This window comes from Nonomuraea sp. ZG12 (assembly GCF_052068115.1).
Classification (GTDB): Bacteria; Actinomycetota; Actinomycetes; order Streptosporangiales; family Streptosporangiaceae; genus Nonomuraea.
Genome location: NZ_JBQHCW010000006.1, coordinates 392936 through 417461 on the forward strand (window position 1 = coordinate 392936; position 24526 = coordinate 417461).

A 24526-nucleotide genomic window follows, 5' to 3' on the forward strand; every position below is an offset into this window, starting at 1 on the left:
CGTTCATCATGTCCGGCTGGCCGACGACGGATAAAGCTCTTTATCTGCCAATCAGTGATGGATTCCGGCCGGGACGCACAGTGGCCCACGATCACACCGGCCGCTGGGTTTGCGGTGCGGCACCGGAGCCAGGCTCGAACTCGACCACGTCTCCGACGGCTATTGTCCCAGGACGGTCGACCAGCAGATGGACGGCGAACCATGTCTTGCCGCTCCAGCGTCGGTGCCGGGCCAGCGTGCGAATCGGCTCCTTGCCCCGAGCCAGCGTGACGGGGTCGATGGTGGTCATGACGCATCGGGGGATTGGACCCGCCACTCGTAGCTCGGCATCTCCGATTCGTACCGCCCCCCACCCGTCCTCGGCGAACGGCTCCACACCGTCGATCAGGAGGTTGGCGCGGAAGCGGTTGGCTGGAAGCGGTTGGGGGGCGCCCACCCACTCGTTGACCTGGGCAACCGAGGCGGTTGAGACCAGACTGACCGCAGATTTGTCCTGGAATGCGGCGTGGCCGGTGAGGCCACTACCGAAGGACACGCGCCGATCCTCGGGCGCGGCACACCGGACCAGGCTCACGTCGTCGCGACCGATCGCTCTGCGCAGCCAGGCGTCGGCATGCGCTCCAGCCGGACGTGCGATCAGGGGCTCCCCGAACAGTTGCACCTTGCGGTCACCCTCACCTGGGCCAGTCAGCTCGAGCCCGGGGACTCCTGGGGCATCGAGCCGGAGATCAACCCCTTGGGGCCCGCCCGTGGCCCTGTTGCCGGCCGTGATGTGCAGAAGCGCGGGCAGCTCGCGCGCGGTCACCTCGCTGCCGTCGCCGTCCACCACCATCCATTCCCGGTCGCCGGCAAGGCCGTATCTCCCCATACGTGCCCGATCCACCTCGCGCGCCGCCGTGCTCTTGACCGGATATAGCGAGATGGCCGCGAGACGCGGCGCCCTGGCCTTCATGCGTGTTCACGCCTTTCTCATGGTCAGTGGGCAGCTCCGCTCGCATTTCATACATGTATGCATGCATGTCTACTCTGTCCGGTCCGGCACCCCTCAAGGTCGGTGTCGAACGCGACGCCAGTGGTTCAACGCCGGGGCTTGTAGCCCCTGTGCAGGGCGACGATGCCCAGGTTGAGGATGCGCCACGCCACCCGCTCCCAGCCGCTGCTCTGGATGAGCCTGGCCAGGGCAGGCTGGTCGTGCCAGTCTCTGATGGACTCGGCGAGGTACTCGTAGGAGTCGTCGTTCGAGCCGAAGATCTTGCCTACTGTGGGCAGCATCCTCATCAGGTACTCGCGGTAGACCAGGTCGAACGACTTGATCGTCACGTGGGAGGATTCGAGGATCACCAGCTTGCCACCCGGCTTGGTGACCCGCAGCATTTCCCGCAGTGCCTGCTCGGTGTCGTGCACGTTGCGCAGCGCTGCGGAGATCGTGACGGCGTCGAAGGCGTCGTCGGCGAACGGCAGGTTCAGCGCGTCGCCCGCGATGAACGGCACGCCCGAACCGGTGAGCGCGTTGCGTCCCCTGCGCCTGACGCCCGTGCTCAACATGCCGATGGAGAAGTCGGAGGCGATCGCGCGGGCGCCAGAGCCGGTGAAGGCTTCGGTGGAGGTGCCCGTGCCCGCGCCCAGGTCGAGGACGATCTCGCCGGGGCCCGCATCGATGGCGTCGGCGGCGGCCTTGCGCCACAGCCGCATCTGGCCGAACGAGATGAGGTCGTTCACGAAGTCGTATCGCCGGGCCGTGCGATCGAACATCTCGGCGACTTCTCGCGGCTGCTTGTCCAACTGCGCGCGGGTCATGGCGTCAAGCGTGGAGCGCAGTTTCCAGGAAGAATCTCGGCGGGCACCGCTTCACCTGCTTTGCTTTCGGCTCCCGAGGGCCGGGCTTCGGGAGTCACTGGGTTGGCGAGAACGCCCGGAGAGAGGTGGACGTCCTCGCCAGTGACTACATGTCCCGGTTGTCGCTGGTGACAGCACCGGCCTCGCCGACCGTGGTGATCCGGACGCTGTCCGCGTTCGCCGGAGCGGCGACCACCGCGGCGATCCCTCCCGCCACAAATGCCGCCGTGATGGCCGTCATGACAATACGCTTCATGATTCTCTCCGATTCTCAATAGGTGCATGGAAAGAGTCGCACGTACCCGAGCAAGGCCACGAGGTCTAAAACTGCCGATGGGCACCGCTTTCCTGCCATCCCTGTGGCCTTACCGCCTGAAGCCGCTTTGCGCGGTGGCGGATGCAGGGATCGGGATCGTCGATGAGCCCGGCGAGATCCTCCGCGGTGAGCAGTCGTTGAAGCGGGTCGCGATGATCCTGCAATAGTCTGGATGAGCCGGGATGCGTCAAGAAGACGTTCCCCAATGTCCCTGAGGCGCTGGCTGACCTGCGATCCACCTGGCTCTGAGCCACCGTTGTCCGTCCCGCTGTGGCGCTGGGCGCAGATTAGCGTGCCGGCGATCAGCACGATCTCGCCCCCGCCTTCGTAGCGGCGCCTGGGCATCCACTACCGCGTCGCGCTCCGCGCATGATCCACCCGTACGCGGTCGCTGCGTTCCTCCTGGCGATCCTGCCGCTCATCGCCACCCCGGGAGCCAGCCTGGCCCTGCTGATCCAGTACGTCACCGCGGGCGGTCACCGCCAGGCTCTGCCCGTCATCCTCGGCACGGTCACCGGCCTGTACGCCCACGCCACCCTGGCCATCGCCGGCCTGTCGGCGCTGGTCATGCACTCCAGCCAGGCCTTGACGGCCGTCAAACTCCTCGGTGCTGCCTACCTCGTCCGCCTGGGCCTGTGGACCTGGCGCCCCACCACTCTGCCCCCGCCTCCCGCGCCGATGGACCAGCCGAAACGCAGCGCTTCCGTCTACACCCAAGCCTCTGGACGGTCCTCCTGCGCCGAGGGGCGCGCCTGGTCCACCATGCCCGCTTCAAGCGCGCGGTCGGCAAGGCGACGGCGGTCGTCCTCATCGCCCTCGGCCTCCGAGCCATCGCGATCTAGACGCCGTCGCGCTTCACGACGTCAATGAGCAGGCGACGCTGCCGAATGCGGGCCGGCGGCCGGGGACTCAGCTACCCTTCCCCTTTTCGGCCGGCCGAGGTCCGATCTCGATGTAGACCGTGGGCAGGTGGTCGTCCACCGTCCTTGAGTAGAAGCGTCGCAGCAGGCCGTGACGGGCTCGGAGAGCACGCTCCGCGACCGGCTCCTCGTCTCGGCCGAGCACTCGGGCAAGACCTGGCATTGCCGCTCCGGTGGGGCGACCGCGACTCGTGCTGGGCGCGAGCAGGATGGTGGGATCACGACGGACCCGCTTGACCTTGAAGGCGTCTGCGCCGGTCCGCATGAACACCCTGTCACCGTCAACGGCGACCCAGACCGGAGTCGGAACCGGGGTACCGTCCGCACGGTAGCTGACGAGCACGCAGTGTCTCCCGCGCAACAGCCGCGGATTCCAGTCGACCGCTTCTCCACCGGAGATGGTGGCCGCGCCAGGGTGCCGGATACGTGAGAAGAAGGCGCTCTGCAAACGGCGGAAGCGACTCTGCCGCGAGCTGATGGCTGACTCATGCCGGCTCGCGGTTGGCCGAGCGGGGCACCCGCTCGGGTCGTTGTTCTCGGCAGTCGTTGTCATGCAAGATCCTCCTGATTCACGATGATTTGACCCAGGCCGCGCCATAGCAAGTCGGTCGCAAGCATCACTACGTGTTCTCGCGGCACATTCCGGTTGGCCAACCACCACCGGACGATCGCGTTGAGTGCGCCCGTCACGGCCTCGGCCAGCACCCCATCCACGCGGGTCCGATCGAGCGGCGTGGTCAGGTCCAGCCGAGGTACGACGGCGAACAACTGGGCCAGTTGTGCTGTGGCACGGGCCTGGCCGAGCTGCTGTTCCCGCGCCACGGACTCCTCGGCCGGTGTCTCACCGAAGATCATTTGCCAGCCAAGTTCGTTGCGCTCAATCCAAGCGAAGATCGCCACGGCCCTGGAATGGAACAACTCGAATGGCGTGATGTCGGCGGACGGCTCCGGCCGGCCGTCCCAGCTGCCCAGGAGGGAATCGATCTCGCGACGCAACAGCGTCGCGTACAGCTCGGCCTTCGACGTGAAGTGGTCATACAGCACTGGGGTGCTGATGCCCGCACGACGCGCGACCTCGCGCAGCCCTGCTGCGCTGTATCCCGACGCCGCGAAGACCTCGGCACCTGCGGCGAGGATACGGTCGCGGCGCTGCTCGCGGGAAAGCCGTTGTCTCATCATCGATCTCGATGCTAGCGGGCTAACCTGACGATCGTTAGGTTAGCCCGGACATCCGCCCGTTGATGCAGGTCCACAGTGCCTGGGTCGTGACCGGGAACCCATCGAGGGGAGATCGTCGGCGTGCCAGCACCCGCGACCGTCCGAGCAGAACCTGGAGGATCGTCAGCGGATCTCGCCGTACCACTGCCACTGCTCACGAGGCAGCTGTGGCACGCTGGGCAGGGCGATCCGGCCGGTGCACCAGAGCAGGGTCTGACCTGGCGCGTGCCCCTTCGGGGCGTTGGGGAACAGCCGCTCGACGACCTGCGCGGCCAGGATGTCGGGTGGGCTCCAGTCACACCCCAGGGTCCGGGCGAGGTCGTGGTTGTGCACGAGGATCTCCACGGCAGCCATCGCGGCGAAACCGGCCGCGTCCGACGTGCCCCACGGGTGGTACGCCCTGACCTCGGGTGAAGTCGCGCGCACGGTCAGGGACAGCAGTGTCGCGGCGATTTCGATCGACTCGATGCGCAGCGGGATCGCCGCGCGCGGATCGTTGCCGGTCCGCAGGCCCAGGTGCCGGTCCGTGGGCTGGGCGATGAGCAGCCCGGCATAACCGGTCACGCCGAGCACGATGTGATCGAGCATGTCCCGGGCGGTCCACGAGGTGTCCGCCGCGCGGCGGGACCAGTCCTGGTCCACGCCCTTCTCGAGTACCGGCAGGGCCTCGGCGGCCGACGCGATAGGCAGTTCGGACCAGGGAATCATCATTTCGGACAATCCTTTCACGCGGACGGAGACGAGGAGCGCTTGCGCAGTAGCGTGAGGATGACGGCGACGGCGAGGCAGACGACCGCGAAACCGAACGCGGCCAGAAACGCCGCCTGCACACCTTCGTTGAGGCCGACCCTCGGATCGGCGGCCAAGTCGTCGGTGTTGGCCATCAACACGGTGGTGCATAGCGCGATGCCGAACGCGGCGCCGATCTGGAAGACCGAGTTGTTGATACCCGAGGCCAGGCCGGACTCGTCCGCCGAGACGTCGGACAGCGCGGCGATGGCCGAAGCCACGACCGTGGTGCCGATGCCCGCGCCGAACACGACCATCGCGGGCAGCAGGTCAGTCCAGTAGTCGCCGTCCGCGGTGACCCGGGAGAGCAGGTAGGCGCCGGCGGTTAGGAGCGTCGCGCCGAACAAGGCCACCTTTCGGTAGCCGAACCTCGTAGTGAGTGGGCCGGCGAGGTTGGAGCCGACGATGGACATCGCGGCGTAGATGGCGGTGCTCAGACCGAACAGGATGGCCGAGTAGCCGAGCACCTGCTGCGCGTAGACGGACATCATCAGAGCGCCGCCATAGGTCGCCATGGACACCAGCAGCGTCATGATGTTGCCACCTACGAGGGCACGCCGCCGGAAGATCCGCAACGGAACCAGCGGTGCCTTCGCCCTCCACTCCACGATGAGGAACGACGCGAACAGCACCGCCGCGGCGCCCAGGACCCCCAGCGTGCGGCCGGATCCCCAGCCCACCGCCGGCGCCTCGGCCACGCCGAAGACCAGGAGCACCAGCCCTCCAGTCACGGTGATCGCGCCGAACGGGTCGAACGAGCGTCTCCCCGCACGGATCGGCGTCTCCCTGAGCAGGCGTGGGCCGATCACTAGAACGACGCCGGCCAGGGGAATGTTGATGAAGAAGATCCACTCCCAGCCCAAGCCTTGGGTGATGGAACCACCGACCAGCAGCGCGGCAGTGGCGCCGAACGCGCCGATTCCGGTCCACACGCCGATGGCACGGTTGCGTTCCTTGCCGTCGTCGAAAGTGTTCATCAGTACGGCCATCGCCGTGGGCGCCATGATGGCCGCCGCGACGCCCTGCACGACCCGTGCGGCGATCAGGACACCGCCGGTCCACGCGAAGCCGCAGAGCACCGAGGCGGCCAGGAAGAGAGCGGTGCCCACCATGAACATCCGGCGGCCGCCGAGCATGTCGGCGGTGCGACCGCCGAACAGCAGCAGCCCGCCGAAGGCGAGCAGGTAGGCGCTCATCACCCACTGGGAGCCGGTCAGCCCGAAGCTGAGCTCGGACTCGATGGACGGCAACGCCAGGATGACGATCTGCGAGTCAACAATGATCATGAAGTACGCCGTGCACAGCAAGGCCAAGGCCTGCCAGCGGCGTGGGTCCGGAGCGGACGGGGTCTTGTCCTCAAGGGCAGTTGTGCTCGCTTGTTCTGACACATGGAGATAGACCGCGAGGGCCGATGCGATTCGTCGCGCCGCCGCGACGAATTTCGGTCGTTACGCTGGTCTGTACCCATAAGGTACGAAAATCGTGCCCTGACAGGGGATCATGTTGTGATAACGACCAATGAAACGACTGCCGCTCTCGACAAGACAGGCAGCGAGGAGTTCGCCCGGCTGACGGATCCGTTCCGAACCGAGCTGCTCACTTACTGCTACCGAATGCTCGGGTCGATGGAGGACGCTGAGGACCAGGTACAGGAGATCTACCTGCGGGCCTGGCGATCCTATGCCGGCTTCGAGGGCCGCTCGTCGCTACGCACCTGGCTGTATCGGATCGCCACCAATGTCTGTCTGAATGTGTTGACGGGCCGGAGCCGGCAGCCGGCGCTGACCGCATTGCCGGACGATGACGACCCCGCCGGGCAGAGAGCAGCCAGGACGACGGACGACGATCACAGCGATCCCGCAGTGATCGTCGCGGCACGGGAGCATCGCAAGCGTGCTCTGCTGGTCGTCTGGCAACACCTGTCGCCCCGCCAGCGCGCGGTGCTGGTCCTGCGGGACGTGCTCAACTGGCAGGCGACTGAAATCGCCGACCTGCTCGGCACATCGGGTACGGCAGTGCACAGCATGCTGCGGCGTGCCAGGGCGCAACTCGCGCAGACTCCCTCGACCGCCGCCGAAGCGGCGAAGCCGGACGATCTCGCTCTGCGCAGACTACTGGACGAGTACGCCGCCGCATTCGAGACCGGAGACATCACCAATCTGGTGTATCTGCTCGCCGACGACACCCTCTGCCAGCGGCGACCATCCAACACCGTGCTCAAGGGCCGCGACGAGATCGCCCAGTACCTGCTGAACTGCCCCGCGGTAGGTAACTGCAGAATGGTACCGATCTCGGTGAACGGCAAACCGGGCTTTGGTGTCTACCGACGGGATGCCGACGGGGTCCTGCGGGCCCACACCATCGACGTGCTGACCGTCACGAGGTCGGGGTTCGAACGCATCGAGGTCTTCGACGACCGGAGTCTGTTCAGCGCCTTCGGCCTGCCCCATGTGCATGAGGCCGACCTCGGGCGATGAGTGGTGGCCGGCATTTCTTCCCCAGGGCGACGCTGATCTATCAGGACCAGCCTCGCCGCGCTGATCACGGCTAGGGGAATTGTGATCACGAGCCTTGGCATTCTGCCGAGCATGCGAGAAGTGGATGCTACGACGGCGTCGCAGGTGTCATTGCCGCCAAACCAGTACCGGCGCGTACTTTCACTCGTCGTTCGAGCCTGGACTATACGACTCCCGCCATGCAGAGTCTTTTTGCGGCAAATACAATATGGCGAATATAATGTAGTGCGCGTGTTCATCGATCCGGGCAATAAAGTGCACGCGGCCAGCGGAAATCCGCATGGCATCGGGCGTGGAATGGACGACTGGAACTTAATTCATGAACCATATTTGGAAAACTTTTCAGAATTTGTCCGAAGGGTCGCGGAACGCCGAGTCTATGTATTGCCGACACTCGACCTGTTCCCACAGAATGCGCATTACCATACCAACATCGTGGGGTCGGTTGATGCTAGGAAAATTGAATGTAAGTGGAAGAGCCCAGCGGCCGCAAGTGTGATCGATACTACGCCAGCGGGAATGACCACCAACAGCCTTGGCACTGGACGGTCAGGCAGAATCGGGCTCCGGCGTGGGATGCAACTTCCCCACCGCTGACCGAGCCCCAGGGGAAGCAACGCGCCGCCGATGGCCATCGCGCCGAGGACGGCTTCGGTGATGCGGGCGCCCGGCGCCGTGTACGGTCGGATGAACTCCTCGGTGACTCCGACATGGATCCCTAGCGCTCACGCCAACTGTCGCAGGGCATAGAACAGCGGCAAGATCACAGCGGCCAGCCACACACCTCGTTCGTGGCGCGACAATCTCGCGCTCGTCCGAGGGCTTTCGGAGGTGCCTCGCGGACGGCTCGCCCGTGCCGCACACCACCAGAGAAGCTGCGGCGGCGAACCAGCGACTCGTCCGGGATCGACGGACAGTCACCAGTTCGGCTGGCGTCGGCGCGACCGATTCCAGGAAAGGACGGCGAAGGCCGGCCCACCGATGAGGGACCACGGCCCCGGTCCTGCCGGTTGAATAAGCAGTCCCGGCTCTCCGAGCGCGATTAGCAGCGCCTGGACCGTCAGGAGCACTGCGGCGATGCAACTCACGGCCAGATGCGCACGACGCCATCTTCCCGACATCCTCATGCGAGTCAACGCGAGGGCGGATACGGCGAACAGCAGCGCGACCAGCGCGATGGCGACGCCGCGGAGCAGGTAGGCGCTCAGGGGTGTGCCCGGCGTGTTGAGGTATCCGACTGTGTAAATCGCCAAGTGCATCGCGGCGAGTCCTGCCGCCATACAAGCGGCCAGGTATCCGACGGCCCTTGTCGCCGCGGACTGCGGCATGGACATTGTCTCGACCCGGGACATTTGGGGTCTCCGTTCTCTCGTGGGTTCGCAATGAGCCTGCCGGTGCGAACCTGTCGTGGGCATCTGCCTGGAGACCGAGATCGCTTCTTGCGGCGAGAAGAATCTCTGTCTGCAGGCTGAGTTGTCGAGCCCGTCGGCCCCATAGGCTTCGTCCCATGCATGGCAGTGCACAGACACGGACAAAGATGCTGGTGGGAGCCGGGTGTGCATCTCTCGCCGCCGCTGTCGCGGCATTCGTTTGGGCCGGTCCGCTCAGTGCGATCGGCGCCAGTGCATGTGTGGGCGCGGCGGGGCTAATCGTCGCGTCGTTCTCCATCCGACCGTCCACGGCGATGACCGCGGCACTGACGCTCACCGCGGCCGCGATCTCGATCGTGCTGACTGCGTTCTCCTCACCCCCTGCGGGACCGGCCCAGGGCGTGGCGGCTCTAGCCGAAGCCGCCGGCCTGATCGTCCTCCTCATCGTGTCCACCCGGTTGCCCTCCGCACGGCTTGCCGTGGCCTGCTGCACGATCGCGGGCCTGGCGATTTCCGTGCTGGTGATACGGCTGACCGAAGTCGCCGCCCCACTCGAAGGACTGGGCATGTCCCTCTTCGGCGCCATGCTCGCCTGCAGCGCGGCGGCCTTCGGGGTGGACGGTCGTCGCAGGAACCGCAAAAGGCGGCACCACGCCATCCAGGCCCGGCGGTCACAGCGCATAGAGTTGGCCAAAGACCTGCACGACTTCCTCGGGCACGATCTCAGCGCCATTCTGGTGCAGGCCCAAGCGGCGATCGCCGTCGCCGAGCACGACCCAGCCCAGCAGCGGATCGCGCTGCGCGGCATCGAAGCGGACGCCCTACGCGCGCTTTCGACGCTCGACCGTACCGTCCGGACCTTGTTCGAAGCGGGCGAGGATACGCCCCTCCTCCACACCGCGACTCAGGAGACGACCATCCAGCCGACTCTCGGTCTCCGTGACTTGCCGGCCCTCCTGCGGCGTTTCAACGACAGCGGCACCATCAGGGCGGAGCTGACCTTGGACACGAGTGTTAGTGAAGACCTCGGCCCGGACGTCAGCGCCACGATCTTCCGCGTCGTCGTCGAGGCCCTGACCAACATCCGCAAACACGCGCCGGACGCCACCGCCGTCAAGGTCGCCGTCACGAAAACCCGGCAGACCTCCGCCCGGGAAGTGACCGTCGAGGTGACCAGCGAGCGAGCATCCCAGCAAGCGCGGCCGTCGGCTACGGAGCCCTCCGGATTCGGCTTGATCGCGTTAAGGGAACGAGTCGAGACGGTCGGCGGGACGTTCCACGCAGGACTCGTCGGCCTTTCGACCTGGCAGGTCAGGGCTCATTTCCCAGAAGGAGGAGTGACTCCATGACCGGCCACGGAACCAGGATCCTCATTGCCGACGATCAGGAACGGGTGCGCATCGGCTTCCGGTTGATTTTGGATTCCCAGCCGGACATGCATGTCGTCGCCGAAGCGGCCGACGGTGCTGAGGCGCTACGGGCGGTACGACGATACCGGCCCGACATCGTGCTGGCGGATATTAGGATGCCAGAACTGGATGGACTCGAACTAACCCGCCGCCTGACCGGTCCAGATTTCCTGGGTACGGTCAAGGTCATCGTCGTTACGACCTTCGAGGTCGACGAATACGTGCACATTGCATTACGAAACGGCGCCAGCGGATTTCTCCTCAAACGCTCTGGCCCGACCCTGCTCGTGGAAGCCGTGCGCTCAGCGATGAGCGGCGACACCCTTATCAGTCCGCAAGTGACCGTCCGGCTCCTAGAGCAGTTCCAGCAGCAGACAGCTTACGTCGATAAGGCCCTGAAAATACCGCTCACCGAACGAGAGCAAGAGATCGCGATGCTCGTGGCACGCGGCCTCAGCAACTCGGACATCGCTATTGAGCTGTTCATATCGATCGGAACCGTCAAGAGCCACGTCGCCAGTATTCAGCGGAAGGTGGAGGCCACCAGTCGTGTTGGCATCGCCGCCTGGGCATGGCAGAGCGGGCTCATTCGACGATCAGACTGACGACTGTCGAGAGTAGCCATGCGTCTGAGGTGACCCCCGGAGTGTGGACACAAGGGCTTATGCGACCAGTGAGAGCTTAGCGGTCTGCTGGTGTTGTTGTTCGAACGCCAAGGCGAGAGATACGAAAGAGGCGAACCGCGATCCGAGTGAAAGATCACGCCACGGACGTGGCCGCCGCGGGCGGCAACCGCGGCGTTCATCGCGTCGATCACCAGGCCGGTGCGCATGTGCGGGGCCATCGACCGGCCCAGCACCCGCCGGGACCTGATGTCGATCACCGAGGCGACGTAGAGCCGGCCGTTGCCGACCTGCACATAAGGTGATGTCGCCGCACCAATTCTCATCGAGGCCGGCGGCGGTGAAGTCCCGTCTCACCAGGTCCGGGGCAGGTGGCGCGACCTTGTCGGGGATCGTGGTGCGTCTCTTGCGGCGTAGGTGCAGGCCGACGATGTTGTGGACGCGCATCAGCCGGGTGACGCGTTTGCGGTTCACGGTGTGCCCGAACCCACGCAGCTGGGCATGCACCCGCAACGCCCGTAGGCGCCCCTATGCTCGGCGTGGATCTCCCGGATCTCCTCCACCAAAGCCTGTTCTTCGGCTTGCCGGACAGCGCGGGTGTCGGCACCGCGAGTTGCCACTCTTTCTCGGCCTTGACCAGGCGGGCGTTCTCGCCCGCAACCGAGCCGGCTCCGCCTCCGAGCCCGCCGGCTCGATCCCAGCCGCCAGGCTCGTCCCGCTGCGCTCGGCCGCGTAGATCCACGACCGCCATTCTCAGGCATGTCCACATCGCGGGGGCCACCTCATGCCCTGCTCGACCCACGCGTACGGAACGGTGTGGACGGCGCAGGTGACGTGCACCCGGTCGAGCGGAGCTCGTTCGGGACAACCGGCGGCGCCGTCGCCGACCAGCACCTGACTTCCGGACGTGCCGCGTCCGCTTCCTCGCCGTCACGCCAGTCCGGCCAGGGCCGTTTCCCTGTGGCGCCTGCCTCTGGCCGGCCGGGCCAAGATTTCCGCCGGGGGAGGGCGGGTGTTGGCGCTCCAGGCACCGCCGGGTCATGTGGGCCGATCATGGTGCTGCGCGGCACCTGAAACGGAGTACACATGACTCAGCCCTCCCTCGGCCGTCGCACGCTGCTGTGGGCGCCCGCCGCAGCCGTGGCGTCCGGGACCCTGCTCGACGCCGCCCCTGCCCAGGCCGCCACCCGTGGCGGTAGACACGACCGGCACAGCCCGCGCTTCACGATCGGCGTGCTGCCCGACACGCAGTACCTCTTCGACGAGGACAGCTCCGACCCCGCCCCGCTCCGCCAGACGTTCCGTTTTCTCACCGGCGAGCGCGAGAGCAGGAACATCGCGTTCATGACGCACCTGGGCGACGTGACCGAGCACGGCAGCGAGCACGAGATCAAGCTCGCCAGCGACGTGTTCAAGGCCATCGACGGCAAGCTGCCGTACAGCGTGCTGGCCGGAAACCACGACATCGCGGGCGGTGACGACCAGCGCGGTGACAGCGCCTACCTGCGGGCGTTCGGCCCGGCCCGGTTCGCCAGGATGCCGACGTTTCGCGGCGCCTCGCCCGACGGCTACAACAGCTACCACGTGCTGGAGGCCGGCGGGCGGAAGTGGCTGGTGCTGGCGTTGGACTGGCGGATCTCCGACGGTGGGATCCGGTGGGCGCAGGGCGTCATCGACGCCAACGCGACCCTGCCCGCCATTCTCACCACGCATGATCTGGCCTGGCCGGACGCCTCGGGCGGGGCGGGGCTGTCGCAGTACGGCCAGCGGCTGTGGGACACCCTCGTCCGGCGCAACGACCAGATCTTCCTGACGCTCAACGGGCACTACTGGCCGCCCGGCCGTACCGTGCTCAAGAACGACGCCGGCCACGACGTGCACGTGCACATCGTCAACTACCAGGACCGCTACTACGGCGGCGCGGGCATGGTCCGGCTCTACGCGTTCGACCTGGTACGCAACGTGATCGACGTCGAGACGCTGTCGCCATGGCTGCTCGATCGCGACCCGACCGACCGCGCGCCCCTGGAGGCGGAGAACCTCGAACTGACCGGCTCCGTGGATCGCTTCAGCATCGACATCGACTTCGACGCACGCTTTTCGGGGTTCGCCCCGCGCACCCTGCCTCCGCCGCGTCCGGCCAGGATCGTGATGCCCAGGGGCACGGTCGCGTACTGGCGGTTCGACGGCGAGGGGCTCGCCGACGCGGGCACGGACGGCGCGGTCGTCCCGGCGGGCGCGGTCGCTCGCGATCTCACCGGCGGCGGCAACGATCTCACCATGGAACTCCTGCACGCCAGCGCCCCCGAGGCGCTGAAGTGGTCGGTCGAGCACCACGAGGGCCAGCCCGCGCACGCCAGCCTGCGCTTCGGCGGCGGCAAGAACCCCGACCGGGGCGCTGTCCTCAGGTCGGCCCCCAGCGCGCCGATCAACGCGATGAAGTTCGAGTCCGGGTACACGATCGAGGCGTTCCTCAAGCTGCCGGAGCCGTTCGAGGGTGACCACGCGTGGATGGGCATCCTGAGCTGGGAGGGGCGCAGCGGTGACGCCGGCAAGACCAGCGGCTGGTCGCCGGAGGAGCCGACGTGCAGCCTCAACCTGTCACCGGAGCGGTTCCTGCAGTACGTCGTGTATCCGACCGACCGCGACGCCGACCCCACGTCGTGGAGCCACTCTCTGCCGGTCGGGCGCTGGATGCACGTCGCGGTCGTCAACGACTCGCGGCGCACCGTCGTGTACGTGGACGGCTCCAAGATCGCCCGGAACCCCACGCAGCCGTCGAGAGGCATCTCCACGCTGGGCAGGCCGTTCGCGATCGGCGGCACCCAGTTCGCGCTCAAGTACGGGCAGGGCTACTACGGGTGGATCGGCGACGTGCGGATCATGTCCCGGGCCCTGAAGCCGCGGGAGTTCCTGACACCGTACGAGTGAATGCACGCGTGGTCCGCCATGCGGGTCCGGGTGAGCCGGTAGTGCGACGGGTTGGGCCAGGCGGTGGGATTCGCCGTCGGATGCCTTCCTGCGACGCTGGTTGCATGGATCTTGCTCGGGCGAAGGGGTCGTTGGTGAGGACCGGCCGTTACGGCGAGTAGTTGCTCGCGAAGGCGAACGCCGGGCGGTTCTCAGGAGAGCGGCCAGTTGCGTAGGGCGGTGTCGGCCATTGCCGAAGTTCATCGCGGCCGACACCGCTCGCGGCTTGCACGGCGACGCCGAATGCCAAGGTGATGACGTATCGGGCCAGTCGCCCCGGATCGGTCTCCGAAGGTGGGCCCCCCGCGTCGACGGCTCGCTGGAACCGCGTACACGCCGGTGGTGAAGATGCCCATCGCGTCGGTCGGGTCGTCTCCACTCCCAACAGCCTGTCTCTTTTTGCATCGATCGCTACAGAAGTGCTATCGTTGACTTCTGTAGCGATCGATGCGGAAGTCTAGGGGGATGTCAACGTGGGACTACGTCCGGTCGCAGCCCCGATTCGGGACTGCCCAACAGAGGGGTCATCTGATGTCTGACAGTGAGCTGCGAGCGTTCTACCTGCGCTACGTCGAGGAGCTCAACGCCCATAGGTTCGACAACATGAACGAGTTCATCGACGAACACACCACTTTGAACGGTGAGCCGGCCACCCGGGACGACCTCCTCGCGGTTCAGAAGGCTGATGTGGATGCGGTTCCGGACCTTCACTGGGAGCTCAAGGAACTACTCATCGACGGTGACCGTCTGGCCGTGCGTGCGGTCAACACGGGCACTCCGGTGAAGGAGTGGCTCGGTGTGGCTCCCACCGGCGCCTCGTTCGAGATTGTGGAGTACGCCATCTATCAGGTCCGCGACGGGCGGTTCGTGCATATGACGGCCCTGCACGACGCCAGTGAACTGCGCCGGCAACTGACCGGCTGACCTGCGGGATCGGCGTCAGCAACCCGGAGAACGGTCGTGCGCCGCGCTGAGTCAGGGTCGCCCGCAGAAGATGTCGAAAGGAAACGCATGACCATCACACTGATCACCGGGGCCAACAAGGGCATCGGCTTCGAGACGGCCAAACAGCTTGTGGAGTTGGGCCACATCGTTTACGTCGGCGCGCGTGACGTCGAGCGAGGGCAGAAGGCCGCGGCGGCACTGGGTGCACGATTCGTCCGACTCGATGTGACCGACGACGCATCGGTGAGCAGCGCGCTGGCGACGATCGATGCGGCCGAGGGCCGGCTCGACGTTCTGGTGCACAACGCGGGCGTCCTGGGAGACGGAGTCCCCGACGGTCCCACGGCTCTCCGAGCCTTCGACACCAACGCGGTGGGAATCGTGCGCGTCACGGAGGCGGCGCTTCCCCTGCTGCGCAGATCATCGAATCCCAACGTGGTCACCGTGTCGAGCAGCGCCGGGTCATTCTGGGCAGTGACCAATCCGGAGCGGCCGGAGTTCGGCTTGCCGTTGGCGCTTTACTCCGCGTCCAAGTCCGCGGCCACCATGCTCACGGTTCAGTACGCCAAGTCCCAGCCGGGCATCAAGTTCAACGCGGTCGAGCCCGGCACCACCGCCACCGATATGACCGCGGCCTTCGGAATCGGAAGATCACCGGAAGAGAGCGCCAGAACCGTCGTGCGCCTGGCGACTCTCGGCGCGGACGGTCCGACAGGAACGTTCCAAGACGAAACCGGGGAGTTGCCCTGGTAGGCGCGTATGGAAGCAATGGCGGGCCGGGATGCCTGCCCGGCCGGAATCCACGTGCGCGGGTGCTCTCCACGTTCCCGCTGGAGAGCACCCGGTCTGGTCACAAGAGGTTCAGCCGCAGTGCACGTTGTTGAGCTCGCGGATCGTCCAGGCCGGTACCGTTGCGCCGACGTCGATGCACTGGCCGGGCGCGGAGACGTACACCGGGCCGGCGTAGACCTTGTACTCCCCGGCATCGGTGGAGCTTCCGCTGCCGTCGCCTCTTGAGATCGTGACTCTCTTCCAGCTCAAGGTGTTGGCGTAGGAGCCGTAGCCGTAGGTCAGGGCGCAGTTCTTCCCGGTGCTGGAGCTGTAGTACACCTCCAGTGTGCCCGTGCGGGTCCCGTCCTTGGAGACGGCGTAGACGCCGACCCGGGAGTAGCTGCTGCCGCAGGGCCCGGCCGCACCGGCCGGGGTGGCGCCCGCTACCAGTGTGGTGGTGGCGGCCAGGGCCGTGCTGGCCAGGAGGGTCGCCAGCTTGCGTGTACGCACGAATATCCTCTCGATGTCCATCGGAGTGATCATGCTAGCCACTGGCTCACGGTCGCTGCCTACGATTTGTGCTCAATATGGCGGTTGGCACATATTTGGCCCGCTGACCTTCGCGCGCACTCGCGCGCACTCGCGCGCACTCGCGCGCACGCGCGCGCACGAAGGTACTGTCTGGTCCGCTTGATGAGCCTGACGAAGGTCCTAGGCGGTATCCGGGCCGTAGCGCGCGGCGATGTCCTCGGAGGAGGGCCACCGGCTGTAGGTGGGCGACTGTGGCCAGCCGTCGGGCGAGTCCTGCCACTCCTCCTGCCGCCCGTACGGCAGCAGGTCGATCAGTGCGAAGGTGTGGCTGAGTTGCTCGGTGCCCCGGCCGTTGGTGTGCCAGGTGCGGTACACGGTGTCGCCATCGCGGAGGAACACGTTGACGGCGAAGCCTTCGCCGGGCGGTGCGCCGACGTCGGTGCCGAACGGGCTGTTCGCGGTGGAGTACCAGGGCATCTTGTTCCCGACTCGCCGTTTGTAGGCGAGCGCTTCGGCGATCGGGCCCTGGGTGACGATGACGAACCGGGCATCGTAGGCGTCCAGGAACTCCAGCCGGGTGAACTGCGAGGTGAAGCCCGTACAGCCCGGGCACTGCCACTCCTTGCCCGGGAACCACATGTGGTTGTAGACGATGAGTTGCCTCTTGCCTGCGAAGACGTCCGCCAGCCGCACCGGTCCCTCCTCGCCTTCGAGGGTGTAGTCCGGCATTCTCACCATGGGCAGGCGGCGGCGCTGGGCGGCGATGGCGTCGAGTTCGCGGGTCGCGGCCTTCTCCCGAGCACGCAGTTCTTCGAGCTGACGCTGCCAGGTATCGGCGTCGACGACGGGCGGTAGTGCGTTCGTGCTCATGGTTCCTCCCTGATCCTTGCTCTATGGGGGTAGACCTGCCCCGGCCGTCGAATTCATCGGTGGCCGGGCAATCCGATGGGGCAAGTCATGGCAAAGACCGCTCAACCTCTACGGCACCGTCAACGTCAAATCGAGTGACGCATACGAGGCCGTCATACGTCCGCTGAGGAGCCCACACCCGGACGGCTCAGGAGAGCCGGCCGATGATGGCATGGCAGACCCGCTGTAGTTCCTCGTCTCTGCGGATGCTCGCGAAGCGGGCGTTGCGCCGGGGGAGGGTCAGTTCCGAGCGGACCTGCGGCAGGGCCGGTTCCGCCGCGAGGCCCATCCGGTCCAGGAACGCCACGATGTGATCGCCCGTCGCCGGGTTCTGACTCCATGCCTGGAGCAGTATGTCCAGGACGATCGATGTCTCGGCCTCGCCGCCGATCGTCCATACGGCGGCCGCGCCGTGAATACGGACCCAGTCATAGCGGTCGGTCAGCAGCTGCCGCAGCTGCGGCAGAGCCGCCACGGCGGGCGGGCCGATCTCGGCCAGCACGTCTGCGGCTCGCGTCTTCCAGAAGAAGGGCCTGCCCGTGAGGAGCTCGCCGAGCAGCGGCATCACTTCCTCCCGATCGCCGCCGATGGCCCACAGCGCTGCGACGGCGTCCGGGCGTACGTGCGCATCGGAGGCAGCGGTCAGCGGTCGGATCGTCTCGAGCGCGGGTGCCGCCGCAGGACCGAACGTCGCCAGTGCCTTCAGCGCTGAGGACGTGGTTCCCGCCTGGTCATGACGTACAGCGGCGGCCAGTGTGTCGATGATCGAGGGCAGCGCCGCCTGATCCCGGAGATCCCCCAGGGCGGACAGCAACGCGGCCGCGCTGCTCCCGAGCCACTGCTGCGTGTGGTCGACGCGGCGTAAGTGCGCACACAGGCGAGGCACCAGGTGGTCCGCGGCCTCGATCAGAGCACCCGCGACCTCCACCGCGCGCCAGGCGTCGACGCCGCTGTCCAGGGCCGCCAGCACGCTGGGCACGGCTCGCGCGTCGCCGAGGCGCGCCAGCGCGCGAACCGCCTCCTGGTGAGCCCTGCGCTGCTCGGAGTTCGGCGCGGCCCACGCATCGGGTCCGTGCGCGGCGACGTGCGCGGCCAGTGCGCCCCGGGCCGGTTCGGCGATCGCGTGGCACTCCTCCAGAACGGCCGCGGCCTCGGCGGCGACCTCATGCTCGGTGGCGCCGAGGTGTTCGGAGACCTGCAGGATGAGCGAGGTATGGTCACCGCGCCAGGACTTCATGAGCTCTGCGCTCATCCGGATCGCGTCCAGCCGGGAGCCGGGGTCAGGGGTGCGTAACTGCTGCGCGAGCAGTGCCGTGCGCTGGGATACCCGTGCTGCCAGGGTCTCGTGGAAGGTACGCAGCAGATGCGTGGTGGGCGCGTGCACGAGCCCCTTCCTGTCGAGATCCTCGAACGCGGCGACGACCTGCGGCGCCACTCCGGCCGCCGGAGCCTCAGGAGTCGTTGGTGTCACGTGGGGAGCCGGGGCCGGCCGCTCCCCGTCCGTCACCGTGGCGTTCGCCATTTCCCGTAGCAGGTCGATCGCGGCCGGAACGGTGTCCTCGCTGATCTGCTCCGGGGCGCAGCGAGCCTGCTGGACCACAGCCGCCAGCCTCGTCCCAGGATCCCGAGTCGTATCGGCGGCCAGCTCGTCGAACCACGCCATCGCGCCATCCGACAAGGCCGGCACGCGAAGAGCCAGCGTTGCCATCGCATCCACGACCAGCAGCCGCTCTGCCGTCTCGGGCTCGGCCGACAGCCGATCGCGCAGCACCGCCGCAGCCCTGTCCGTGTCGTCGAGGAACAGGGCCAGGCCCGGAATCGCGGCGCGGCGTACACGGGGATCGGCATCCGAGGCGAATCCGACGAACACCTCCGCCCGCTCGCGCACCACCGCCGCCGCTCCCGCGAAGTCCACCAAGTCGGCGTACTGGTTTTCGCATTCCTCGACGGCTGCCGTCCCGATGCTGACCAATAAGTCGACGATCGCCGCTCGATCGTGAGCTGCGACGTCTCCCGCCAACTCGAACAGGAACGGCAGACTCGCCGTCGTGCAGGGGACCACAACGCCCTGATGGTGGACGGCGCTGTAGAACCTGACGAGGGCTTTGCGTCGTTCCTCCCCGTCCGGGGACCTCAAGGCCAGCAGCAGTCCCGGGACCTCAGCCGCCGACCCGTACGCATGCTCCATCGACGACCAGTCGATGTCGTAGAGACCTCTGAACATACGTGGCACTATGCCCGATCACACCACTGTTCGGCCGCCGGAGCGGGATGTCGTGAGGTTGGTGTCGGGCTGAGACAGAGGTGCCGGGCACGCATGATCACGATGGATCGTCATAGATGAATTCATCCCACACCGGCACGGGATTCCCGCCCTCCCGAGGTCCTTCATCGTCATCGGACGGGTAGAACTCGTGGGTGATGTAGTCGACGAGTTCTGTGCCGTAGGGGATGATGTCCGCGCCCCACATCGACAGCACCTGATTTCCGTACGTGCCGCGTCCGCCGGGCAGAAAACGATGCGCATAGAGCGGGATCAGTTTCGGGGCCCTCGCCAACTCCCGCCCGGCGATCCGTGACGCCTCCGCCTCGTCCTCAGGCCGTGCTCCCCATGAGCTCAGCCAAGCGCCCAGCCGCACATCGTGCAGAACCTCGCGTACCGGCCAGTCCAGGTGGCGACGGAGCTCCTCTTCCTCGCCGTCACGCCAGTCCGGCCAGGGTCGCTCCCAGGTGGCGCCTTCCTCGCGCCGGGCGGAGTTGATCGGAAGTCCGGCGGCGAGGAAGGCCCGATGATCGTCGGCGAACTCAATGCCGTACTCCGCCTCGATCCAGGTGAACTCCCTGTCGGTCAACCCTGGCCTGACCTCACACTCCCCGGACAACGCCAGAAGCCGAGCGGCTTCGCGGCCGAGACGAACCGCTTCCGGATGCGGCACACCGTCGCCGCTCACTGATCGCGACATATCGCCTCTCTTTAGCGTCTCTCCTCGGACAGCAAGTCAACACGGCATGAGGGGCACTATGCGACTGGCGAACATCCTGCGGACGGCGGCGATCAGTTCGTTCTCGGAGTCGATCAGCGACGCATACCGGGCCCGCTCCGGTTACGGGTACAAGGCCTGCACGAAACAGCCTGGTCTCGGGGGCAGCGCGGCGGTGTGCACCGGCGTCTGGTGGGTGTGACGCCCTGATCGCCCGACGCCCGTGCTCCGTTCGGCCGGCGGACCGGCCTGACCGCCGGCGCGTGGCCGGGAGGCGTTGACCACCGGCCCCAGGGACCTTCGCACCACGTGAAGGTCCCTTTCCCTGCCGTGGCCTCCCGGCAGGGTGGTGATCGGTTGCGTGACGGCCGGGGTGGAGTGTCGAATGGGGGCGACACTCGGGCGGGACGTCGGCGAACCCCTTGGAGGGGCAATGAGGCCGTTGGCCATCGCACTGGTCGTGGCTCTGGTGGCGGCGGGCTGTTCGACACCGCGGCGGGACAAGATCACGGTCGCGTGCGGCGCGAGCGAGCGCTGGTGCGCGATGATGGTCAAGAGGTTCTCCGATGCCACCGGGGTGGAGGCCGACTTCGTCCGGCTCTCTAGCGGCGAGGCCCTGGAGCGGCTCAAGGCGGCCCGGGAGCGGCAGGAGTTCGACGTCTGGCATGGCGGGCCGGCCGACTCCTATGTGGCCGCCAAGAGTCAGGGGCTGCTGGAGCCGTACGAATCCGCGAGGTCCGGTGAGATCCGGCGGGAGTGGGCCGATCCGGAGAACGCCTGGAGCGGGATCTACGCCGGCGTGCTGGCCTTCTGCAACAACACCAAGGAGCTGGCCGAGCGGGGCATGAAGCCGATCCGCTCCTGGCGGGAGTTGCTGGACGAGCGGCTGCGCGGCAGCGTCGCCATCGCCCATCCGGCCACCTCCGGAACGGCGTACACCACGCTGTGGACGCACGTGGAGCTGAACGGCGGCGATCAGGAGGCGGCGCTCGGCTACCTGCGCGACCTGCACCCGAACGTGCTGAGATACAACTCCTCCGGCAGCGCGGCCGCACTTCAGGCGGCGAAGGAGGAGGCGGCGGTCGGCGTCGTGTTCTCCCATGACTGCGTCGCCGCCCAGGAACAGGGTTATCCGAACCTGGAGGTGACCTTCCCGCAGGAGGGCACCGGTTACGAGCTCGGCGGGCTGGCCGTACTGGCGGGGGCGCACAACCCCGACAGCGCGCGCACGTACGTCGACTGGGCGCTCAGCGGGGCGTCGCAGCGGCTGGGGCCGCTGGTGCAGTTCTACGCCCTGCCCACCAACACCGGGGTGCCGGCGCACTCCAAGGCGGCCGATCCGGCGATGGTCAAGCTGGTGCCCTACGACGTGGCGGTCGCGGGGCGCGCCAAGCAGGCGCTCGTCGGCAGGTTCGGTGCGGAGATCGCCGGCCCGCCTGGCTAGGAACAGCCCTCGAACTGCGGGACCGCGACCACCGACAGGTCGATGCCCGACTTGCCGAACCACTTGTCCAGCAGCATGTGGGCCGTGCCGTCCTGGTACATCTGGGTGATGGCCCGGTTGAGCTCCTCACAGCCGTCGACGTCGCCCTTGCGCACGCCGATCGACGTGCGTTGCTCGTTGAACGTCGCGCCGACCAGGTGCAGGTCGACGCCCGGCTTGGTGAGCAGCCCGGCCAGGATCTGGCTGTTGGTGGAGATGGCGTCGATCGCGCCGTTCGCGATCATCTCCATGCAGACGTTGTAGTCGGGCGCCTCGACGGGGATCGCCTTGACCCGGCGCTCCTCGACGATCCGCTGGGCGATGTTCGTGCCGCGCACCAGGCAGATCTTGCGGCCCTCCAGGTCGCGGACGTCGCGGATGGCGCCCTTGTCGGCCGGCCGTACGGCGATGTCCTGGAAGTCGACGTGGTACGGCCCGGCGAAGTCGATCACCTTCTTCCGCTCCGGGGTGACCGACATGTGGGCGAAGACCAGGTCGGCCCGCCCGTCCGTGAGCACGGTGAGCTGGTCGCCGGCCTCGATCTCCAGCCAGCGGATCCGCTTGCCCAGCCGGAAGAGGAGATCCTCGGCCACGTCGATGTTGAAGCCGTCGTACGCGCCGTCCTGCCCCTTGAAACTGATCAGCGGGACGTCGGAGCGGATGGCGACGACCACCTCGTCGTCGTCCATGAGGGATTGCGGCTGCGCGGTGCCACAGGCGGTGAGCAGCAGGATCAGGCAGATCAGCAGTTTCCTCACCGGTACTCCCTGAGTCGTGGCAGGACGCCGACCAGGACGAGCAGCCCGCCGGCCGCCTGCCCGGCGGGGATCCACCGCCACAGCGTCTCCAGGGCGCCGTCGCCGCCGTCGATGAAGCGCTCGAAGTCGGACTCGTGCCGCCGGATCAGCTCCTCCAGCACCTTGTCGTAGCTCTCGTAGGCCTGGGTGAGCTCGCCGTCCCAGAACTTGATCGCCGCCTCGGCCTGCATGGTCCGCATCCTGGCGTCAGCCTGCTGGAAGCCCTGGTAGACGGTGAACAGGCGGTCCCGGTCGCGGCCTGTCACGCTGCCGAGCAGGCCCTGGAAGTTCGCGCGCAGCTTGCTCTGGTAGTCGGGCAGGCTCGTGGACTCGACGGCCGCGATCGTCCGGGACTTGTCCAGGAAGGTGTGCTCGTAGGTGTCCTTACGGAAGCGGTCGAGAAGGTAGCGGCTCTGGTCCCCATACATGCTCTTGCTGATCGCCCTGGCCCTGGTCAGGGTGAGCACCGAGTCGAACCCGCGGCGTTTGGCCTCCTCCAGCGCCTGGCTCTGCCGGTCGAGCAGGACCAGGCCGGCCACCAGACCGGTGGCGGTGAGCACGGTGGCGACCACCAGCGCCGGCGCGAACACCCGGCGGAACCTGCCGGCCAGGTAGCTCTGCAGGCCCAGGAGACAGCCCAGCGCGAGCAGCCCGGTGACGATGACGGCGATGCGGGCCAGCGAGGTGGCCGAGCGCTCGGCGTCGTGCGCGCGCCTGACGATCGTCCCGGTCTCCAGGGTCAGGTTGTAGGCCTTGGGCAGCAGCTCGCGGTGCATGAGATCGGTGGCCGCCTGATAGGCCTCGACCACGTTGTCGGGCGGCCGGCCCGCGGTGTGGCGGGATTGCGCGTCCAGCAGCCGGGCCCGCGCCGCCAGCCGCTCGTAACGGCCCAGGCCCTCGATCAGCGACTCGACCGTACGTTGCTCGACCGGGTTGTCCAGGGCCAGCCGGTACATTCTGAGCAGGCTCTCGGAGATCTCCAGCCGCCGCTGGTCGTAGGTGGTCAGGTCGGCCTGCTGCTGCGGGCCGTACTCCCTGCCCAGCAGCAGGGTCTCGGCCACCAGCGCGTCCATCTCCGACATCTGCCGATGCAGGCCCGCGGTGGCGAGCACCTGCGGCCCGGCGTCATGCCCGATGGCGCGCAGGCTGGAGCCCGTACCCGCCGCGCCGGCCAGGATCGCGGCCAGCAGCAGTGTCAGCGTCAGGAGGGCCAGCCCGGCCAGCGCCCGCACCCGCCCGGAGACCGACCTCTCGCGCCGGGCCGGAGGCGTCGCCGTCACCGTCATGGGCCGCTCCCGTGGGAGACGCCGGGATCGTAGGCGTGCACCGCGCCTCCCGAGATCGACTCGTGCTGGGAAGTCGAGCATGGCCGCGGGTGCGGCAGGTTCGCAAGAGGGTTCGGCGGCAGCGGCGGCCGAAAAGAGACCGGCGTGCCGGAGGCCTGCGCGTAGGGCTGCTCAGCCGCGTCTCAGCCGCGCTTCGCCGCGTAGCGGCGCAGGCCGCGGGCCAGCAGGTCGAACCCGCGGCTCGCGGTGGTGACGGCGTGGGCCGCGAGCTCGGCGTCGGGAACCTCGGTGAGGATCGCGCGCCGGATCGCGGCGATCGACTCCCGGTGTACGGCCAGCAGCGCCTCGGCGGTGAGGCGGGGGCGGATGTCGTCCGGCGTCGCGCCCTGTTCCGTGGCGATCAGTTCGCTCAGCGCCTCGGCGTAGCGGGCGTGGATCAGGTGTTCTCGGGCCTGTAGCGCCGGGCTGGCGACGACGAGGGTGGCGAAGACCGACGCCCGGCGCCTCACGGCGGGGTCGAACTCCAGCCTGCGATAGCGGTCGAGGAAGAAGCGCTCGGCCGCGTCGAGCACGGATGCGCGCGCTGAGCGGGCGCGCACGCTTTCCAGCAGAGCCGTGCGGAAGGCCGTGTCCTCGCTGTAGACGAGGTCTTCCTTGGTCTCGAAATGGTTGAAGACCGTCTTCTCCGTCACTCCCGCGGCTCGGGCGACCTCGGCCACGGTGACCGCGTCGAAACCGTCCCGGGCGAACAGCCGCATGGCGTTCTCGGCTATCCGCTGCCTGGTCTGTTCTTTTCGCAGGGCGCGGCCTCCCGTGGTTGCGGTCTCGACCATCTCGCGCTCCCCAGGTACAGTGA

28 protein-coding genes and 1 pseudogene are annotated in these 24526 nt (G+C 67.4%); 11 read left to right on the plus strand and 18 right to left on the minus strand.

From position 1 onward, the window contains the following. Positions 1-91: 91 nt before the first annotated feature. The 3 genes from ACTMTF_RS20410 to ACTMTF_RS20420 form a co-directional block, all read right to left on the minus strand. Positions 92-952 (minus strand): MOSC domain-containing protein, encoded by an 861-nt coding sequence (locus ACTMTF_RS20410; RefSeq protein ID WP_441112095.1) that lies wholly within the window; start codon positions 950-952, stop codon positions 92-94. 125 nt (positions 953-1077) lie between these two features. Then, complete coding sequence (locus ACTMTF_RS20415) at positions 1078-1797, minus strand: demethylmenaquinone methyltransferase (protein ID WP_441112096.1); 720 nt, start codon at positions 1795-1797, stop codon at positions 1078-1080. Between the two features lie 145 nt (positions 1798-1942). After that, positions 1943-2092, minus strand: coding sequence for a hypothetical protein (locus ACTMTF_RS20420; protein WP_441112097.1), 150 nt, complete (start codon positions 2090-2092; stop codon positions 1943-1945). A gap of 77 nt (positions 2093-2169) precedes the next feature. On the opposite strand from ACTMTF_RS20420, the gene ACTMTF_RS20425 reads away from it, so the two are divergent. After that, on the plus strand, positions 2170-2319 hold the full coding sequence (locus tag ACTMTF_RS20425; protein ID WP_441112098.1) for a hypothetical protein: 150 nt from the start codon (positions 2170-2172) through the stop codon (positions 2317-2319). Between the two features lie 202 nt (positions 2320-2521). Next, positions 2522-3022 (plus strand): LysE family translocator, encoded by a 501-nt coding sequence (locus ACTMTF_RS20430; RefSeq protein ID WP_441112099.1) that lies wholly within the window; start codon positions 2522-2524, stop codon positions 3020-3022. Between the two features lie 39 nt (positions 3023-3061). On the opposite strand, the gene ACTMTF_RS20435 is transcribed toward ACTMTF_RS20430, so the two are convergent. The 4 genes from ACTMTF_RS20435 to ACTMTF_RS20450 form a co-directional block, all read right to left on the minus strand. Further along, positions 3062-3670: a PPOX class F420-dependent oxidoreductase gene (locus tag ACTMTF_RS20435; protein WP_441112100.1), complete on the minus strand. Its 609-nt coding sequence runs from the start codon at positions 3668-3670 to the stop codon at positions 3062-3064. After that, positions 3622-4251, minus strand: a complete 630-nt coding sequence (locus ACTMTF_RS20440) for a TetR family transcriptional regulator (protein ID WP_441112101.1) — start codon at positions 4249-4251, stop codon at positions 3622-3624. The genes ACTMTF_RS20435 and ACTMTF_RS20440 overlap by 49 nt, the downstream gene beginning before the upstream one ends. A gap of 162 nt (positions 4252-4413) precedes the next feature. Next, on the minus strand, positions 4414-5001 hold the full coding sequence (locus ACTMTF_RS20445; RefSeq protein WP_441112102.1) for a maleylpyruvate isomerase N-terminal domain-containing protein: 588 nt from the start codon (positions 4999-5001) through the stop codon (positions 4414-4416). Between the two features lie 14 nt (positions 5002-5015). Further along, positions 5016-6467 carry an MFS transporter gene (locus ACTMTF_RS20450; protein WP_441112103.1) on the minus strand — a complete coding sequence of 484 codons (1452 nt, stop codon included), beginning with the start codon at positions 6465-6467 and terminating at the stop codon, positions 5016-5018. Positions 6468-6584: 117 nt separating this feature from the next. Here ACTMTF_RS20450 and ACTMTF_RS20455 point away from each other — a divergent pair, with 117 nt between their 5' ends. Next, complete coding sequence (locus tag ACTMTF_RS20455) at positions 6585-7556, plus strand: RNA polymerase subunit sigma-70 (protein ID WP_441112104.1); 972 nt, start codon at positions 6585-6587, stop codon at positions 7554-7556. Between the two features lie 270 nt (positions 7557-7826). After that, positions 7827-8192, plus strand: coding sequence for a hypothetical protein (locus ACTMTF_RS20460; RefSeq protein WP_441112105.1), 366 nt, complete (start codon positions 7827-7829; stop codon positions 8190-8192). Positions 8193-8512: 320 nt separating this feature from the next. Here the strand turns inward: ACTMTF_RS20460 and ACTMTF_RS20465 are convergent, their stop codons facing one another. Then, complete coding sequence (locus tag ACTMTF_RS20465; protein ID WP_441112106.1) at positions 8513-8947, minus strand: hypothetical protein; 435 nt, start codon at positions 8945-8947, stop codon at positions 8513-8515. Between the two features lie 332 nt (positions 8948-9279). On the opposite strand from ACTMTF_RS20465, the gene ACTMTF_RS20470 reads away from it, so the two are divergent. Next, positions 9280-10314, plus strand: a complete 1035-nt coding sequence (locus ACTMTF_RS20470; protein ID WP_441112107.1) for a sensor histidine kinase — start codon at positions 9280-9282, stop codon at positions 10312-10314. Beyond that, a complete protein-coding gene (locus tag ACTMTF_RS20475; RefSeq protein WP_441112108.1) occupies positions 10311-10979 on the plus strand; it encodes a response regulator in 669 nt (222 codons plus the stop codon). Before ACTMTF_RS20470 ends, ACTMTF_RS20475 begins: the two co-directional genes overlap by 4 nt. On the opposite strand, the gene ACTMTF_RS20480 is transcribed toward ACTMTF_RS20475, so the two are convergent. From ACTMTF_RS20480 to ACTMTF_RS20490, 3 genes and pseudogenes are all read right to left on the minus strand, one after another. Beyond that, positions 10898-11323 (minus strand): DDE-type integrase/transposase/recombinase, encoded by a 426-nt coding sequence (locus ACTMTF_RS20480; protein WP_441112147.1) that lies wholly within the window; start codon positions 11321-11323, stop codon positions 10898-10900. The genes ACTMTF_RS20475 and ACTMTF_RS20480 overlap by 82 nt on opposite strands. Positions 11324-11414: 91 nt before the next feature. Then, positions 11415-11504, minus strand: a pseudogene (locus tag ACTMTF_RS20485) (IS3 family transposase); the annotation flags it as partial. Between the two features lie 246 nt (positions 11505-11750). Continuing rightward, a complete protein-coding gene (locus ACTMTF_RS20490; protein ID WP_441112109.1) occupies positions 11751-11891 on the minus strand; it encodes a hypothetical protein in 141 nt (46 codons plus the stop codon). 192 nt (positions 11892-12083) lie between these two features. Between ACTMTF_RS20490 and ACTMTF_RS20495 the strand changes: the two genes are divergently transcribed. The 3 genes from ACTMTF_RS20495 to ACTMTF_RS20505 all read left to right on the plus strand — a co-directional run bounded on the left by ACTMTF_RS20495 (position 12084) and on the right by ACTMTF_RS20505 (position 15665). Next, positions 12084-13928 carry a LamG-like jellyroll fold domain-containing protein gene (locus tag ACTMTF_RS20495; protein WP_441112110.1) on the plus strand — a complete coding sequence of 615 codons (1845 nt, stop codon included), beginning with the start codon at positions 12084-12086 and terminating at the stop codon, positions 13926-13928. 570 nt (positions 13929-14498) lie between these two features. Then, positions 14499-14891, plus strand: a complete 393-nt coding sequence (locus tag ACTMTF_RS20500) for an ester cyclase (RefSeq protein WP_441112111.1) — start codon at positions 14499-14501, stop codon at positions 14889-14891. 87 nt (positions 14892-14978) lie between these two features. After that, positions 14979-15665, plus strand: a complete 687-nt coding sequence (locus ACTMTF_RS20505; RefSeq protein ID WP_441112112.1) for an SDR family NAD(P)-dependent oxidoreductase — start codon at positions 14979-14981, stop codon at positions 15663-15665. 108 nt (positions 15666-15773) lie between these two features. Here ACTMTF_RS20505 and ACTMTF_RS20510 read toward each other — a convergent pair whose 3' ends face one another. The 4 genes from ACTMTF_RS20510 to ACTMTF_RS20525 all read right to left on the minus strand — a co-directional run bounded on the left by ACTMTF_RS20510 (position 15774) and on the right by ACTMTF_RS20525 (position 20074). After that, positions 15774-16214, minus strand: coding sequence for a hypothetical protein (locus ACTMTF_RS20510; protein ID WP_441112113.1), 441 nt, complete (start codon positions 16212-16214; stop codon positions 15774-15776). Positions 16215-16394: 180 nt separating this feature from the next. Next, entirely contained in the window at positions 16395-17084 is a 690-nt protein-coding gene (locus tag ACTMTF_RS20515) for a DUF899 domain-containing protein (protein WP_441112114.1), read from the minus strand. A 187-nt stretch (positions 17085-17271) separates the two neighbouring features. Next, positions 17272-19347 carry a hypothetical protein gene (locus ACTMTF_RS20520; protein WP_441112115.1) on the minus strand — a complete coding sequence of 692 codons (2076 nt, stop codon included), beginning with the start codon at positions 19345-19347 and terminating at the stop codon, positions 17272-17274. Between the two features lie 97 nt (positions 19348-19444). Continuing rightward, on the minus strand, positions 19445-20074 hold the full coding sequence (locus ACTMTF_RS20525; RefSeq protein ID WP_441112116.1) for a hypothetical protein: 630 nt from the start codon (positions 20072-20074) through the stop codon (positions 19445-19447). Between the two features lie 70 nt (positions 20075-20144). Here ACTMTF_RS20525 and ACTMTF_RS20530 point away from each other — a divergent pair, with 70 nt between their 5' ends. Both ACTMTF_RS20530 and ACTMTF_RS20535 read left to right on the plus strand, forming a co-directional pair. Then, positions 20145-20306, plus strand: a complete 162-nt coding sequence (locus ACTMTF_RS20530; protein WP_441112117.1) for a hypothetical protein — start codon at positions 20145-20147, stop codon at positions 20304-20306. Positions 20307-20537: 231 nt separating this feature from the next. After that, a complete protein-coding gene (locus ACTMTF_RS20535) occupies positions 20538-21548 on the plus strand; it encodes an ABC transporter substrate-binding protein (protein WP_441112118.1) in 1011 nt (336 codons plus the stop codon). Here the strand turns inward: ACTMTF_RS20535 and ACTMTF_RS20540 are convergent. The 3 genes from ACTMTF_RS20540 to ACTMTF_RS20550 form a co-directional block, all read right to left on the minus strand. Further along, positions 21545-22345, minus strand: coding sequence for a substrate-binding periplasmic protein (locus tag ACTMTF_RS20540; protein WP_441112119.1), 801 nt, complete (start codon positions 22343-22345; stop codon positions 21545-21547). The two genes, ACTMTF_RS20535 and ACTMTF_RS20540, sit on opposite strands and share 4 nt — an antisense overlap. Beyond that, positions 22342-23670, minus strand: coding sequence for a hypothetical protein (locus ACTMTF_RS20545; RefSeq protein ID WP_441112120.1), 1329 nt, complete (start codon positions 23668-23670; stop codon positions 22342-22344). The genes ACTMTF_RS20540 and ACTMTF_RS20545 overlap by 4 nt, the downstream gene beginning before the upstream one ends. A 182-nt stretch (positions 23671-23852) precedes the next feature. Beyond that, a complete protein-coding gene (locus tag ACTMTF_RS20550; protein ID WP_441112121.1) occupies positions 23853-24503 on the minus strand; it encodes a TetR/AcrR family transcriptional regulator in 651 nt (216 codons plus the stop codon). Between the last annotated feature and the right edge of the window lie 23 nt (positions 24504-24526).